Below are 15411 nucleotides of genomic sequence, written 5' to 3' on the forward strand. Positions count from 1 at the left end.
CAAAAATACCATTTTAACACCACATAATCCCTTCTTTACATTTTTGAATTTTGACTTTTGATTTTAAACTTTATATAGTCATCTTTGCATAGGATAAATCGTCATGTATTATGAAACGCCTGATTGATCTTCTAAAGAACAAATATTTTTTGGCTTCATTAGCTTTTGTAATTTGGATGTTGTTTTTCGACAGAAATGATGTTATATCCCAATATGACTATCGCAATCAGGTAAAAAAGCTGGAGCAGGAAAGAGATTTTTACACCAAAGAAATTGCCGATGTACAAAAAGATCTTGATGAACTGACAACAAATAAAGATAAACTCGAAAAATTTGCCCGCGAGCGTTACCTAATGAAACGAGATAACGAAGATGTATTTGTGATTATTGATGAGAAGCCTGCAAAGAAAGGCTTATTCTAGTAAAACCTTGGCAACACCAATTGCTTTCTAACTGCAACAATTCGAATTACAACAATTAACGAAATAGTCAGTAGTTCGCTAATAGAATTTTCTACATTTAAAGCGTCTAAAACAAAGTAAAAAGCGCCCCCTAAAATACAGGCTGTTGCATATATCTCTTTTCGAAAAATAATAGGAATATTATTTATGAGCATATCCCTCGCTATACCACCAAAGCAGCCGGTAAAAGTACCCAATAATATGCAGCTTCCGGGATCTAAATTATGTGCTAATCCTTTTTGTATACCCAAAATGGTAAAAAATCCCAACCCCAAAGTATCAAAGAGAAACAAGGTCTTTTTAAAACGCTTTACATTTTTCCAGAAAAACATAGAAAGCAGCGCAGCTACAACTATCACAAAAGTATAAGATGGTTCCTTAATCCAAAAAACAGGAGTGTCTCCTATTACTAAATCTCTCAATGTTCCGCCTCCTACCGCAGTCACAAATGCAACGATAATTACTCCAAAAGCATCCAAACGTTTTTGCATGGCTGCAAAAGCACCTGAAACGGCATAGGAAAAAGTACCGCAAATGATTATTATATTCTCTATTAAAAGGCTATAAAAGTCCATTCCGTTTTCTAAAGAACCACTCGCTGCTTAGCAACAAAACTAACAAAAAGAATATCCACTTTATGTTGATGAACTCTTTATAAGTATTATCTACATGTACAATTGTCGTAATTTTTTCGTTTTTATCAATCAATTGCTCAAGTTTGGAAAGCTGATCGGGAAGCAAAAATTCACCACCCGATGTTTTCGCCAGATTATAGAGTAATTGATGGTCGGCTGTGGTATTGAAATGTTCGAGGTCTATTTTCTCTACGACGAAACTTCCGTTACTTTCTAAACGCTTTCCTCCCAACATTGTTTTTGCTGAAAAAGTATATTCCCCTTCGGGAAGAAAACCCGCATTAAGTTCATACAAGCTCTCTTTTGCAGAGAATACATAACTATATTTTTTTCCTGAGCTATTTTTGATTTCTATTGCAACCTCCTCCGTATTTACAGGCTCGTAACTTTCATTATACAGTTCAGCATGGAAAACAGCTTCTTCGTTAGTTAATAATCGTTCTTTAACAGGATAAACCCTAAACTTACGTTTATCTTCTTTAACACTTAAAAACTGGATGGTCTTTGCAACCAATTCATCAAACGCATCAAAATTAGATGTAGTCTTATAATTTTCTAAACGCCATCTCCACAATCCCTCACCATTTAAAAAAGCGCTATTCTTATTTCCCTTAACAAAAAACATTACCGGAAACCCGGTGGCAGATTTTTGGTTTAATAAGATTTCATATTCTCCATTTACCGCAATTATTCCAGATTGTCCCAGTAGCGGTGGCAGATTTTTAAAAAATCCCTGAAGGTTGGCTGATACAGTGAAATTATAAAAATCGTTGTTAATGGCTGTATAGAAGTCCTGTAAATTTCCTACCGGAAATTTAACTAAGGGCTGCATGTTATTTAGTTGATTAATATTCGTTTCGGCACCTACAATAAACCAAATCGCTTTTTCCATTGCTTGTTTCAAAACGCCTGAAAATGCCGTATTTGCAGAAGGTAAATTATGTAATATAACAATATTATAAGCATTAATATTACCTGGCAGATTATATGGAAAAGCCACATCAACATCATAATTTTTATTTTCAGAGATGCTTTGCTTTATAGCGTTTATATCTGGGTGTGGCGCATTTGCAAGCAACAATATCTTTTCTTTCCCTTCTAAAACTTCCACATAAACGGTTTGGCTATTATTAATAGTCGAAACTTCGCTATCCAATGGTCGTACTGCTATATTTATTCTTTGCATGCCTACTTTTTTTGCATCCAGTTTTATGGTTAGAGATTGTCTCCAAAAATCATCATCAATCTGTATGGATTTAGACAGCTTTTGTCCATCAGAACTTTCTATGGTCAATACCGATTTCTCACCAGGGCTCTTAAATGCAGAAAGATTAATTTCTAATGGATATTCATTTCCTAAATAAACAATTCTGTTATAATTGACATTTCTGATCAGAAGATCTTTCTTTATTGTTGTATCTCCAAGTCCAATGGTATAAATTGTAGTCTGTTTGGGTAAGCTTTGGGCCGTTACCGATGTCCCTTTATTAATTATTCCATCGGACGCTAAAATTACTGCACCAATATTTCGGTTGCCATATTGATTGTCTATATAAGAAAAAACCGATGATATGTCGGTCTGCTGATCTTTAAAATTCCAGGATCCGGCATTGCGAACCGCATCACCAAAACTCAAAAAAGCTATATCGTACTTCTGCGTTAGCTTATTCTTTAAATTGATTAAATCAGTTTTATACTTTTCTAAATCGAATTTCGGAGACTGCCCTAAAGGAATGGATTGGGAATTATCCTGCGCAATAACAATCAGCGGCTTCTCTTCTATCTCGTCTTTAGACGATATTAAAGGCGATAACAGTAAAAAACATATAAACGCAACTAAGGCAGTTCTTAAGCTGAAAAGTAAAAATTTCAGTTTGCTAGATGCCTGTTTATTGTAAAAAATATAGGCATAAAGAATACCTATGGCTACACAAAGCGGCAGCCACCAGGCTGAATTATTTTCGAATAATATTGCGTTTAACATTTCATGTTAAAAATGCAAAATTTATTCTATTTCAAAGTTGGCATTTACAACTGCTGTAATTTCTTTCCTTATGGAGCTAACATCATTTACACCATAATCGGAGGTAATATTTGAATTTTCCGGAGTGATTTGTAACACTCCCATTCGGGCACTTCTTAACGAACCAAGTTTTTTTCCGGTAGCCTCTGCAACACGTTTTCCTCTTATCATAGCATCCTTTGCTGCTTCCGCTTGAATATCAATTTTAATATCAGAAAGTTTAGTATAGTAATATTCCGGAGGATTTACAGCAAACTCCACTCCCTGTTCTACCAGTGAAGCAATATCAATAGATATTTTCTTCATTCTCTCAACATCTTTTGACTGAAATTCAATCATCTGATTAATTGTATAAGATCGTATTCCAGTCTGCATACCATTATTGTTGTAATAATAATTCGGATAGGAATTAGTTGTCTTAAAATCAATATCCTTCTCCTGAAACCCCTGCTTTGCCAAATAAGCTAAAAGTAAAGGCTTTTGGAACTGCAAACGTTGATACGCTTCTTTCGTCGTAACAGCCTCTGCATTTAATGTTCCGCGTATAATTGCCAAATCAGATATGATCAGCTTTTTTGCCGAGCCTGTAACATTAATGGTTTGATCATTCGCCTTTACTTTTTTCCAGGTACCGGAAAAAATAAGTACCGAAAAAAGAATAGCACAACTGAATATAATTGTCGGAATTAAGAAACGGTTTTCTCTCATAATTAATTAACAAATTTTCATTAAGACAGTTTAATAGAGTTTTTGTCACAAAAAAAGAGCCATCTAAAATGGCTCCAACTTACAACTTTCAACCTATAGCCTCTACAACATACCACCACAAACCGACAATACTTGTCCGTTTACATAAGCACTCATATCAGAAGCTAAGAAAACACAAACATTAGCAACATCTTCTGGTTCGCCAGCTCTTTTTAAAGGAATTCCTGCTTCCCAACCTGCCACTACTTTAGGATCTAAAACATCTGTCATTTCGGTACGGATAAATCCAGGGGCCACAACATTGGTTCTGATATTTCTCGATCCAAGCTCTTTAGCAACAGACTTAGAAAAACCAATGATTCCAGCTTTAGATGCAGCATAGTTGGCTTGTCCAGCATTCCCCTGAACACCAACTACAGAACTCATATTGATAAAAACTCCTTTACGGTTCTTCATCATAATTTTAGAAGCTGCTTTTGTTGTATTGAAAACAGACTTTAGGTTTACTTCTAAAACATCGTCCCAATTTTCCTCCGTCATACGCATTAACAGGCCGTCTTTGGTAATACCAGCATTGTTAACTACAATATCAATAGTTCCAAACTCTGTTACTATGTCACTAATCAATTGTTCTGCCTGATCAAATTTCGACGCATCCGAACGATATCCTTTAACCTTAGTACCAAAAGCCTGTAACTCAGTTTCCAAAGCCTGTCCTTTTTCCACCGAAGATAAATATGTAAACGCTACATTAGCACCTTGCTCTGCAAATTTCTCGGCAATTTTTTTCCCGATTCCTTTAGATGCACCTGTAATTAAAGCTGTTTTTCCTTCTAATAATTTCATTTTTACTCTGCTTTTATGGCGTGAAAATATTAATTTTTTATGATATGTACGCCGTTTGATCTGCTTTTACACTAAGCATCGCTATATGCATCTGTAAGTGTTTAAATAATTATTGCAAGTAATATCCTTTTTCTGTAAAGTTTCAGCATTTTTTTTAGCTTAAAACTAGACAGTTAATCCATTTGATATTAACTTTGCGCATCCATAAAAACAAAATGAAAAATAACAATAAGCCAGGTGTTAAAGCTGACGTAGACGTAATATTAATCGGAGCTGGCATCATGAGCGCAACACTGGGTGTGTTGCTTAAAGAACTAGACCCTTCATTAAGTATAGAAATTTACGAACGCCTTGATGTTGCCGCAGCGGAGAGTTCCGATGCATGGAACAACGCGGGAACGGGGCATTCTGCATTTTGCGAGTTAAATTACACTCCACAACAAAAAGATGGATCTGTAAAAATTGAGAAAGCCGTTAAAATAGCCGAGAACTTTGAGGTTTCTAAACAGTTTTGGGCTTATTTGGTAGAAAAGGGATTGATCTCTTCTCCTGAAAATTTCATCAATAATATTCCTCATATCAGCTTCGTAATCGGAGAAAAAAACACCAACTTTTTAAAAACAAGATACACGGCCATGAAAGAGTGTATTTTGTTTAACGAGATGCAATATTCGGAAGATCCGGCAGTAATAAAAGATTGGACTCCTCTGGTTATGGAAGGGCGTGACCCGAAAGAGAAAGTTGCGGCAACCCGTATGGATATCGGAACGGACGTAAACTTTGGTGCTTTAACGAGATCGATGTTCAACAATTTGAAAGAAATGGAAAATGTTTCTATGTTCTTTAACACCGAGATCCGCGACATTGAAAGAGAAGACAACGGAAGCTGGGAAATTGAAGTAAAAGATATTGAAACCGGAAAGAAAAAAGAACGCAAAGCTCGTTTTGTATTCATAGGAGCTGGTGGTGGTTCTTTACATTTATTAGAGAAATCTGGAATTCCTGAAGGGAGAGGTTTTGGAGGTTTTCCTGTTAGCGGGCAATGGTTAAAATGCACTAATGAGGAAATCATTAAAAAACACCATGCTAAGGTTTATGGAAAAGCAGCTGTAGGCGCTCCACCAATGTCTGTTCCGCACTTAGATACCAGAGTGATTAATGGCAAACAAGCTTTATTATTTGGACCTTATGCCGGGTTTTCTACAAAATTCTTAAAAAACGGTTCATATCTGGATTTATTCAAGTCGATCAAATTAGACAATATTAAACCTATGATTTCTGCTGGTTTGCAAAATCTGGATTTAACAAAATATTTAATAGAACAGGTTAGGCAATCTCCGGAAGACAGATTAGAAGCTTTAAAAGAATATCTTCCTGAAGCACAATTGAAAGATTGGGAATTGGAAATTGCCGGACAAAGGGTTCAGATAATCAAAAAAGACGATAAAAAAGGTGGTATATTAGAGTTTGGAACTGAAGTTGTCAACGCAGCGGACGGCTCTATTGCCGCTTTATTAGGTGCTTCTCCAGGCGCGTCGACAGCGGTTTCCATTATGTTAGATCTGTTACAACGTTGTTTCAAAGAGGAATTTCAATCGGCAGCATGGCAAGCAAAGTTTAAAGAAATGATTCCTTCTTTTGGCAAGTCTTTAGCTAATAATCCTGAATTATGTAATGAAATCAGACAACACACTTCTAACGTTTTAAAGATAAAATAGAGTTAGAAACTCTTATTTAAGAAAAATCCCAGTATTACGGATAGTACACTGGGATTTTTTTATTGGCAATAAAAAAGCCTGATGCAAAACACATCAGGCTATTATATTAAAAAGATTTTGAATTATCTTCTTCTTCTAGCTCCACCGTTTCCGCCTTCGCTTCTTCTTCTGTCTCCGCTTCCTGCGCCAGCACCTTCTCTTCTTCTATTTCCACCTCCAGAAAAATCTCTGAATCCACCGCCACCGTTACTACGGTTACCGCCTCCAAAGCCTCCTCTTCTCTCGCCACCACTACTGCTTCTGCGTCTTTCACCTCCACCTCTGGCTGGTTCACCAGAAACTTCAATTCTTACAGAGCGTCCGTGGAAATCTACAGTTTTAAATGAATCAATAACCTGTTGAGTTTTATCTTCTTCTACTTCGAAGAATGAGAAAACACCTTTCATATCGATTCGACCTATAGCTTTACCACTGATACCTGTATTATTACAGATATAGCCTAAAAGATCACCGCGAGTAAAGTCGTCAACAGAACCCAAATTGATGAACAATCTGGAATAACCATTACGTCCTTCACCACCTCTTCTTTCACCTCTCTCACCTCTTTCTCTTCCTCTTTCCTCAGAAGCGTTTAGATCAGGTGCATTTTTGTAGTAATCCAACAACATGTTAAATTCTAAAGACACAAAACGTTTGATTACGTCCTCTGTAGAAAGATCTTTAAAATCGTCCATAATTCTTGGCAAATACTGCTCAATTTGCTCATCGTTTACTTCAACGTCATGAACACGTTTCACTAAACTGAACAATTGCTTTTCTACCACATCAAAACCAGTAGGAATTTCTGCTTTAGTAAATTGTTTTCCAATAACTTTCTCAATCTGACGGATTTTATGAATCTCTCTGGAATTGATAATCGCTATAGAAACACCTGTTTTACCTGCCCTTGCAGTTCTGCCACTTCTATGCGTATAGTTTTCAATCTCATCAGGTAAAGAGTAGTTAATTACGTGAGTTACGTTATTAACGTCAATACCTCTGGCAGCAACGTCAGTAGCAATTAAAAGCTGTAAGCTTTTCTCACGGTAACGTTTCATTACCTTATCACGTTGTTGTTGCGACAAGTCACCATGTAATGAGTCTGCATTGTAGCCGTCCTTTACCAAAGACTCTGCTATTTCCTGTGTTTCAATTTTAGTACGACAGAAAACAATACCAAAAATATCAGGATTAAAATCTACGATGCGTTTAAAAGCAGCGTATTTATCACGGGCTTTAACAATATAGTATTCATGCTCGATATTCGCATTTCCACTATTTTGCTTTCCTACTGTAAGCTCGTGAGGATTAGTCATGTAGTTTTCTGCAATTCTTCTTACCTCTTTCGGCATTGTTGCAGAGAACAACCATGTTTTTTTAGTATCTGGTGTTGTAGACAGGATATCGTTGATATCATCCTGAAAGCCCATGTTTAACATTTCATCGGCTTCATCTAAAACAACATAATTTACATTAGAGAAATCAATAGCTTTTCTATTGATAATGTCTAACATACGGCCCGGCGTAGCCACTACTATCTGTACACCGCGTTTTATTTCTCTTAATTGATTAACAATGTTTGCACCACCGTAAACGGCTACTACATTAACATTTTTTAAGTTTTTAGAGAAATTTTTTAAATCATTACTGATCTGTAAACACAACTCACGTGTTGGGCATAAAATTAATGCTTGTGGGTGATTTTTTGTGTTGTCTATCAGCTCTAACAGAGGGAGACCAAATGCGGCCGTTTTCCCTGTTCCGGTTTGGGCTAATCCGACAAAATCGTTGCTGCCTGATAACAAGACTGGAATGGCACTTTCCTGGATTGGAGTTGGATTTGTAAATCCTAACTCAGTTATCGCATTAACAATATCATGACGGATCCCCAGTTCATTGAATGGGTTCATGAATATTTATAATATTCTGGCAACATCGCCAAAATAGGGCGCAAATATATGTACTTTAAAATAAAAAAACAAATTTTTATTTGATTTTCAATATAACAACGGAATAAAAGGTTTGTTTTTCTGTAATTTGAAAGTCTTTATTTTAAAAATTCAGTCATTTGTAGGGCTTTAAATATTGTTTCTCAGCTTTTGATTCGGTGGGAGGTTTATTCGAGAGTATTGAATTCATACTGTAATTTTCCGTAAAAACGATAAATAAATCTGAATATCAAAAACAAGATGCATCTAACAAAAAAATTTGGAAATACAAAAGTATTGTTATTGTTTACTGGATTTACTGCGTATGCCAGCATTACCTAAATTCATTCAAAACCACTTCTGGCTTTTTTCGAAAAATAAGAAGTGTTTCTCGCAAAAAGCCAAAAAGCAGAGTCGAATCATCCTTTCTTATTGAAAAGACGTATTATCTCAAAATGAGTTTCTTCACATATTTATCTCCATCAAAGTCTGCGTTTACTAAATAAATCCCCTCTTTAAGCACAGTTTCAAGCGAAAGTTTATTCACACCTTCGTTAAAACTAATCTGTCGCTCTAAAATTTTTTGTCCTTTTATATTACTCAGTACCAGTGTTGCAGTTCCTTCTTTCGGCGCATCATAATTAACAATCAAACCGTCTGAAGCGACATAAACTGTAAAATCTTTGTTCTTGTTTAATTTCAGGGACTTAACAGATAGTTCTTCTTTGTTTCCATTTTCATCCACCTGAAGTAATTTGTAATAGCTTGTACCATTAGAGGGAAATTCGTCCTGGCAAGAATAATAAGCGCTTTTTCCTTCGCTTTTAACAGATGTAATTTTCTCAAAATCTATCCCGTTTAATGATTTATGTATTTCAAATTCCTTTATTTTACTTTCGTAAGAAGTTTTCCACGACAAGTCAGCGCGGTTATTTCTGTGATACACACTGAAATACTCCAATTGGATTGGTAATGCAGTTGGGGTATGTATTAATATGTTTCCTATGGAAATTGAGCCTATTCCTCCATTGAAAAAAAATTTAATATTCTCTAATTCCGCAGTTGGATCGGTAGATTCTTTACCCAATAAATAAGCTTCATCATCAACAAACAAATCCCATTTTTCCGGAGCTACCTGATAATTTTTCCCTTTAACATCATAAGAGTAAACACTCTCTAAATTATTTACAATAAATTTCAATCTCTTTTTACCGGACAAAACAACTCCCGAAGCTCCAGCCTGTTTTGAATCTTTAATTGAGAACTCTCCGGGAGTATCAGTAAAATTAACACTAAAACGAGCATGAACCTTTCCTGTTGTCGAAGTAGCCGTTGTGAATCCACTACCTAATTGAAACATTGCTGCCGTTGTTTCTTTAGATGTATTATCAGAAATTTTAATATCAAATTCACAGATAATTACCTTAGGAGGGCCAGCAAAAGCTTTCACTCTTGAAAAACTAAGGGAAACAGCCTCCGTTGTTTCCCTTGTGAATTTCAACATGTCCGATTCAATAGTCATTATACCTTTGTCTTTACTAGATTTATTAATAGCAGACAATTGACTCCCATCAGGATCAGCAGAAACGTAGTCTGCAATTGTTTTAGAATCTTTAAAATTGACTTCTAACAATTGAGCTTTTCCAATTACCAAATTGAAAAAAGCAAAAAACGATACTAATAATAATCTTTTCATTTTTTATGGTTTATAATTTTAATAATTGATAACCTTAAAAATAATTAAAAAGAAAATAAATATCAACAAACACAGGCATAGTTATTGTTTTCATTTAAATGCATCAAAAAGAAACACTATGAAAAATTTAATTAGAAGCACTAAAGAGCTCTTAGAGGAATTGGGCATGAAAGAAAGCCATTATACCAACCTTGGCAAAACGGAGCGGGTCTTATCAATAGCCACCGGATCTTATTTTGCTTTAAAAGGTATAACAAATATATTTTCCCATCCTTTTATTGCAGCTACATCACTAATGTTAGCTTGTGGACTTATCGGAAGAGGAACCTCTGGTTATTGCCCGATTAAAGAACAACTAGAAAAGGATGATATTGTACCTGAACCCGTACTTATTGTAAGAGAAGAAATCACCGAATTGGGAGAGTAAAGTCAAGATTTTTTAGCGTTCGCAATCATCTGAAACTCAAAGAAAACAAAAAGGGACTGTCTTACAATGCGACAATCCCTTTTTTTTATTCATCTATATCAATGTTATCTTAACCTATCGGCAGATTTCACCAGTTTTTCATCTCTTCTGATTGCTCTGGCGGCTAAAATCAAAAACAAGATAGTAACAGATGAAAGCCCTATACCAATGCCATAGTCGCTTATTTGTAACGTTAAGGCCGTAGCATTCTTTAAGATAATAGATAGCCAATAGCTATAAGCTAAAACCAAAACAGCAGCACCGTAAACAAACATCATTTGCTTGTTTCTATTTTTATAGAGAAAAATTAAAACCAATGGAATAATTGCCAGGATAACAGTGACAATGGTTAACACAATAAAGCTTTCCTTTTGGATTAATCCATTCTCTGCAATTTCATAAATGCCGGTAATTTTTATCCGTTTTGCACCGGTAACATCAAACACATTAGCCAAAGGAAAAACAAATAGTGCAAATAACGCCAGTGAGGCTAAAAAAAGATAAACAGATTGTATTCTTTGTATCATATTGCAAAAATAGAATTTTTGGGCAGAGACCAATTACTTATCAAATAATTTTCGGATATAATATATTGCTAACATTTGGTTTCCTTCATTGTTTGTTGAATATAAAATTCTTCTATTAGCTCGAATTTATTTAGCAAGTAAATCAATTAAAGTTAAATTTGCAATGTGTCTAAAAAACAGAGATTTTTTATAGAACTAAGCTATCACGGGCTTCAATATCATGGTTGGCAATATCAACCTAATGCGATAACTGTTCAGGAAAAATTAGATAATGCTTTATCTACCTTCTTTGGGGAGAAAATTGAGTCTCTGGGTTGTGGACGCACAGATACAGGTGTTCACGCCACTCAATTCTATGCTCATTTTGATACTGAAAAAGAATTTTCTGAGAATAGTGAGATCCGCTTTTTAAAGGGAATTAATTCGCTACTACCTTATGACATTGCAGTTAAACACCTCCATCAAGTCCACGAGGACGCCCATGCTAGGTTTGATGCCATCAGGCGATCTTACGAATATCATATTCATTTCAATAAAAATCCGTTTAAGACATATACGAGCTGGCTGCACAAAGAACCATTAAATGTCGATGCGATGAATATTGGGGCTAGCTATATACTGGATTACGAGGATTTTGGTGCTTTTTGCAAAGCGAACGCCGGCAATTTTACTAATAATTGTATTGTAAGCCGGGCAGAATGGGAGGTAAAAAACGATGGAATCATATTCCATATTACTGCAAACAGATTTTTACGTAATATGGTTAGAGCTATTGTTGGAACCTTAACGGATATTGGTAAAGGGAAATATGCTCCAGAGCATATCAAACATATTATAGAAAGTAAAAAAAGATCGAGCGCAGGTGCCTCCGTTCCTGCTTGCGGGTTGTTATTAACTGAGGTTTGCTATCCGTATATTACAGAAGCTATAGAAGAAATTTAAAATGAGCAATACGACTGGAAAAACATACGACTGGAATTTATTGAAGCGGATTTTCGCTTATGCCAGACCATATAAAAAAATGTTTTTTTGGTCTGTGTTCTTAACCATCACAATAGCTGCACTGGCCCCCATAAGACCATTTTTAATACAGCATATTATCGACGATTATGTAGTTTTCAATGACTACAATGGATTGATTAACATGTCGATCATATTAGTTATTGTATTGGTTATACATACCGTCATACAGTATTATCACACTTTTTTAACAAATTCTCTCGGCCAATCTGTTATTAAAGATCTACGTAAGGATGTTTTCAACCACGTTACGAAATTACGTTTAAAGTATTTCGACAAAACCCCTATTGGACAATTGATTACAAGAACGGTATCCGACCTGGAAACTATAGCAGATATATTTTCAGAAGGTTTAATCGTGATCATTGGTGATATCTTACAACTTGTTGCAGTTATTGGCTTTATGTTTTACATCGATTGGCGACTTACATTAATTGTGCTCTTGCCAATGCCTTTATTGATTATTGCCACATATATCTTTAAAGAAGCCATAAAATCTGCTTTTCAGGATGTAAGGACACAGGTAGCAAAATTGAACACCTTTTTGCAGGAACATATCAGTGGGATAGCTATAATCCAATACTTCGCAAGGGAAGAACAGGAATTTAAAAAGTTCAGGACAATAAATGCGGAACATCGTGACGCTCATATCCGTTCTAATTGGTATTATTCCATCTTTTTTCCAGTTGTAGAAATTATTTCTGCGCTTTCTATCGGGTTGCTGGTTTGGTACGGATCAGTGAGGATATTAGGCGAACAAATCCAACCAGGTGTAATCTTTTCTTTCATCATGTATGTTTACATGCTTTTCAGACCAATCAGGGAGCTTGCTGATAAATTTAACACCCTGCAAATGGGAATGGTTGGTGCCGAAAGAATTTTTAGTGTAATTGATACCGATGAAGAAACTCCTAATACAGGAACTTTAGCACCCGCCAGATTAAATGGAAATATCGTTTTCGACAAAGTTTGGTTTTCTTACAAGCAAGACGATTCGGAGATTTCTGAAGAGGAATGGATATTGAGGGACATATCTTTTGAAGTTAAAAAAGGAGAAACCCTGGCTCTGGTTGGGGCTACAGGAGCCGGAAAGTCGTCTATCATCAACATCCTGAACAGATTTTATGAGATATCAAAGGGCCAGGTAAGTGTAGATGACGCTGACATTAGAGATTACGAACTTAGCTTCCTAAGGTCTAATATTGCCACTGTTTTGCAAGATGTGTTTTTATTTTCAGATACAATTGCTAACAATATCAGCTTAAAGAATCAAAACATTAGCAGAGCACAAATTATAGAAGCTTCAAAATTAGTTGGAGCCCACCATTTCATCAGTCAGTTACCGGGCGGGTATGACTACCAGGTACAAGAAAGAGGAAATTCTTTATCAACCGGACAGGCTCAACTGATTTCTTTCATCAGAGCTTTGGTTTATGATCCGGCTATTTTAGTATTGGACGAGGCTACTTCATCTGTTGATACGGAAACAGAACAACTAATTCAACAAGCTATTGAAAAATTGATGAAGGGGAGAACTTCTATTGTTATTGCCCACCGTTTATCAACTATACAAAAAGCAGATAGGATTATCGTTTTGGATCATGGCCGAATTATGGAGACAGGAACTCATCAGGAGCTTCTTCATCAAAATGGCATGTATAAAAATCTTTACGATCTGCAATTTAATTCTGAAGGTATTTCAAACTAATTTCCTCCTAAAAAGAAATGACAAAAAATATTTTATACGCGCTAATATCTTCCATATTACTTTGGCTGGCCTGGCCTCCTACCCCTTACACATCACCGATTTTGCTTTTTGGATTCTTACCTTTATTGATAGCCATAGAAAACATTTTCCAAAGTAATTGGAAAAATAAGGGCAGAAAGGTTTTTGGCATCGCAGGACTTTGCTTTCTGACATGGAATACTGCCTGTATTTATTGGATATGGAATGCTTCTCCGGAAGGTTCTATTGTTGCTTATATACTTGGTGCTTTATTAATGAGTGTTGCTTTTTATCTTTATTATAAAGCTAAAACTGTCACAAAATCTTATGTCGCTGATTTTTTACTGATAGGCTTTTGGATTGGTTATGAGTATCTACACCAAACCTGGGATTTAAACTTTCCCTGGATGACTTTAGGAAACGGCTTTGCTAACGTCCCTCAGTTGATACAATGGTATGAGTATACCGGCGTTTATGGCGGAACTTTGTGGATTCTGGTTAGTAATATTTTATTGTTTAATATTTGGAAAGCATACAGATCGAAAGTACATATCATAAAGCTGATTTTTTCATTTACTATATGGATTATTGTCCCAGTGGTGTATTCCATTTATGTTTACAACAATTACGAAGAACAGAAAAACCCGTCTCACATTATTGTAGTACAACCAAACGTCGATCCTTACCAAAAATATTTAGGCTCGCCTTTGCAGCAATTAGATAATTTGATTCAATTGAGCCGAGATTCTGCAAAATTTAATACTGAGTTTATTATCTGGCCCGAAACTGCCATTCCTGAATATCTGGATGAAAATAAAATTCGCGATACACGTATATTCTATACCATTCAGCAGTTTCTTTCTAATTATCCGAATGCTACCTTAATAACCGGAGCTGAGACTGTTCGGATATATCAAGATGAAGCTACACCATCAGCCAAATTCGATAAAAACAGCAATATGTATTGGGACAGTTTCAATACAGCATTAGCTATCGAAAACTCGGGAAAGGTACAATTTCATCATAAGTCTAAATTAGTTCCAGGTGTAGAAAAGATGCCTTTTTCATCAGCACTGTCTTTCATGAAACCTGTGTTTGCTAAATTTGGTGGTACTACTGGAGGATATGGTTATCAGGATCACCCTACGGTTTTATATGCAAAAAGTGGGATCGGAGTTGCGGCGGCAATATGTTACGAATCGATTTGGGGAAACTGGATTGCTGAATACATAAAAAAAGAGGCGCAATTTATAGCTATTGTAACCAATGATGGTTGGTGGGGTAACACTTCAGGTAAAGACCAGCATCTCGATTACGCTCGTTTAAGAGCTATAGAAAACAGGCGCTGGGTAGCCAGATCGGCAAATACTGGAATTTCGGCATTTATTAATCAGAGGGGTGATATTGTTCAAAAAACCGAGTGGTGGAATCCTGCTGTAATTAGTCAGGAAATTAACTTAAACTCAGATCTTACTTTTTACACAAAGCATGCGGATATAATTGTTTTTCCTTTTCTAGCAATTGGAATTTTCGGATTATTTCTTGTTATTACCAAGTCCAGAAAAACGGCAAAAGAATAATAACAACCCTTCCCGTATTACATGTAAAATAGGTAGAG

Annotated in this window: 13 protein-coding genes; 6 read left to right on the forward strand and 7 right to left on the reverse strand. The window is 35.7% G+C overall.

Going from position 1 to position 15411, the window contains the following annotated elements; genetic code table 11:
* Positions 1-110 precede the first annotated feature (110 nt).
* Positions 111-422 carry an FtsB family cell division protein gene (locus PEDSA_RS12440; RefSeq protein WP_013633505.1) on the forward strand — a complete coding sequence of 104 codons (312 nt, stop codon included), beginning with the start codon at positions 111-113 and terminating at the stop codon, positions 420-422.
* Here the strand turns inward: PEDSA_RS12440 and PEDSA_RS12445 are convergent.
* From PEDSA_RS12445 to fabG, 4 genes are all read right to left on the reverse strand, one after another.
* A complete protein-coding gene (locus tag PEDSA_RS12445) occupies positions 419-1036 on the reverse strand; it encodes a trimeric intracellular cation channel family protein (RefSeq protein ID WP_013633506.1) in 618 nt (205 codons plus the stop codon). The two genes, PEDSA_RS12440 and PEDSA_RS12445, sit on opposite strands and share 4 nt — an antisense overlap.
* Complete coding sequence (locus PEDSA_RS12450; protein ID WP_013633507.1) at positions 1023-3080, reverse strand: vWA domain-containing protein; 2058 nt, start codon at positions 3078-3080, stop codon at positions 1023-1025. Before PEDSA_RS12450 ends, PEDSA_RS12445 begins: the two co-directional genes overlap by 14 nt.
* Before the next feature lie 21 nt (positions 3081-3101).
* A complete protein-coding gene (locus PEDSA_RS12455) occupies positions 3102-3827 on the reverse strand; it encodes an SIMPL domain-containing protein (protein WP_013633508.1) in 726 nt (241 codons plus the stop codon).
* Positions 3828-3929: 102 nt separating this feature from the next.
* On the reverse strand, positions 3930-4673 hold the full coding sequence (gene fabG, locus PEDSA_RS12460) for a 3-oxoacyl-[acyl-carrier-protein] reductase (RefSeq protein ID WP_013633509.1): 744 nt from the start codon (positions 4671-4673) through the stop codon (positions 3930-3932).
* Positions 4674-4888: 215 nt separating this feature from the next.
* Here fabG and PEDSA_RS12465 point away from each other — a divergent pair, with 215 nt between their 5' ends.
* The gene (locus PEDSA_RS12465) at positions 4889-6391 is read left to right on the forward strand and encodes a malate:quinone oxidoreductase (protein WP_013633510.1); all 1503 of its coding nucleotides are present in this window, start codon (positions 4889-4891) and stop codon (positions 6389-6391) included.
* A 122-nt stretch (positions 6392-6513) separates the two neighbouring features.
* Here PEDSA_RS12465 and PEDSA_RS12470 read toward each other — a convergent pair whose 3' ends face one another.
* The gene (locus tag PEDSA_RS12470) at positions 6514-8340 is read right to left on the reverse strand and encodes a DEAD/DEAH box helicase (protein WP_013633511.1); all 1827 of its coding nucleotides are present in this window, start codon (positions 8338-8340) and stop codon (positions 6514-6516) included.
* A gap of 463 nt (positions 8341-8803) precedes the next feature.
* Positions 8804-10054: a T9SS type A sorting domain-containing protein gene (locus PEDSA_RS19630; protein WP_013633512.1), complete on the reverse strand. Its 1251-nt coding sequence runs from the start codon at positions 10052-10054 to the stop codon at positions 8804-8806.
* Between the two features lie 118 nt (positions 10055-10172).
* Between PEDSA_RS19630 and PEDSA_RS12480 the strand changes: the two genes are divergently transcribed.
* On the forward strand, positions 10173-10481 hold the full coding sequence (locus PEDSA_RS12480) for a YgaP family membrane protein (protein WP_013633513.1): 309 nt from the start codon (positions 10173-10175) through the stop codon (positions 10479-10481).
* Between the two features lie 104 nt (positions 10482-10585).
* On the opposite strand, the gene PEDSA_RS12485 is transcribed toward PEDSA_RS12480, so the two are convergent.
* Positions 10586-11047 carry a DUF4293 domain-containing protein gene (locus PEDSA_RS12485; RefSeq protein WP_013633514.1) on the reverse strand — a complete coding sequence of 154 codons (462 nt, stop codon included), beginning with the start codon at positions 11045-11047 and terminating at the stop codon, positions 10586-10588.
* 165 nt (positions 11048-11212) lie between these two features.
* Between PEDSA_RS12485 and truA the strand changes: the two genes are divergently transcribed.
* The 3 genes from truA to lnt are packed head-to-tail and all read left to right on the forward strand — an operon-like array spanning position 11213 to position 15373.
* Positions 11213-11989 carry a tRNA pseudouridine(38-40) synthase TruA gene (gene truA / locus PEDSA_RS12490; RefSeq protein ID WP_013633515.1) on the forward strand — a complete coding sequence of 259 codons (777 nt, stop codon included), beginning with the start codon at positions 11213-11215 and terminating at the stop codon, positions 11987-11989.
* Between the two features lies 1 nt (position 11990).
* Entirely contained in the window at positions 11991-13775 is a 1785-nt protein-coding gene (locus PEDSA_RS12495) for an ABC transporter ATP-binding protein (protein WP_013633516.1), read from the forward strand.
* Between the two features lie 17 nt (positions 13776-13792).
* Positions 13793-15373 (forward strand): apolipoprotein N-acyltransferase, encoded by a 1581-nt coding sequence (lnt, locus tag PEDSA_RS12500; protein ID WP_013633517.1) that lies wholly within the window; start codon positions 13793-13795, stop codon positions 15371-15373.
* Positions 15374-15411 lie beyond the last annotated feature (38 nt).

The organism is Pseudopedobacter saltans DSM 12145 (assembly GCF_000190735.1).
Classification (GTDB): Bacteria; Bacteroidota; Bacteroidia; order Sphingobacteriales; family Sphingobacteriaceae; genus Pseudopedobacter; species Pseudopedobacter saltans.

Bases quoted from the DNA above. Each gene is read 5' to 3' on its own strand.
- PEDSA_RS12440 (WP_013633505.1), top strand. From the start codon at position 111: ATGAAACGCCTGATTGATCTTCTAAAGAACAAATATTTTTTGGCTTCA.
- PEDSA_RS12445 (WP_013633506.1), bottom strand. From the start codon at position 1,036: ATGGACTTTTATAGCCTTTTAATAGAGAATATAATAATCATTTGCGGT.
- PEDSA_RS12450 (WP_013633507.1), bottom strand. From the start codon at position 3,080: ATGTTAAACGCAATATTATTCGAAAATAATTCAGCCTGGTGGCTGCCG.
- PEDSA_RS12455 (WP_013633508.1), bottom strand. From the start codon at position 3,827: ATGAGAGAAAACCGTTTCTTAATTCCGACAATTATATTCAGTTGTGCT.
- fabG (WP_013633509.1), bottom strand. From the start codon at position 4,673: ATGAAATTATTAGAAGGAAAAACAGCTTTAATTACAGGTGCATCTAAA.
- PEDSA_RS12465 (WP_013633510.1), top strand. From the start codon at position 4,889: ATGAAAAATAACAATAAGCCAGGTGTTAAAGCTGACGTAGACGTAATA.
- PEDSA_RS12470 (WP_013633511.1), bottom strand. From the start codon at position 8,340: ATGAACCCATTCAATGAACTGGGGATCCGTCATGATATTGTTAATGCG.
- PEDSA_RS19630 (WP_013633512.1), bottom strand. From the start codon at position 10,054: ATGAAAAGATTATTATTAGTATCGTTTTTTGCTTTTTTCAATTTGGTA.
- PEDSA_RS12480 (WP_013633513.1), top strand. From the start codon at position 10,173: ATGAAAAATTTAATTAGAAGCACTAAAGAGCTCTTAGAGGAATTGGGC.
- PEDSA_RS12485 (WP_013633514.1), bottom strand. From the start codon at position 11,047: ATGATACAAAGAATACAATCTGTTTATCTTTTTTTAGCCTCACTGGCG.
- PEDSA_RS12495 (WP_013633516.1), top strand. From the start codon at position 11,991: ATGAGCAATACGACTGGAAAAACATACGACTGGAATTTATTGAAGCGG.
- lnt (WP_013633517.1), top strand. From the start codon at position 13,793: ATGACAAAAAATATTTTATACGCGCTAATATCTTCCATATTACTTTGG.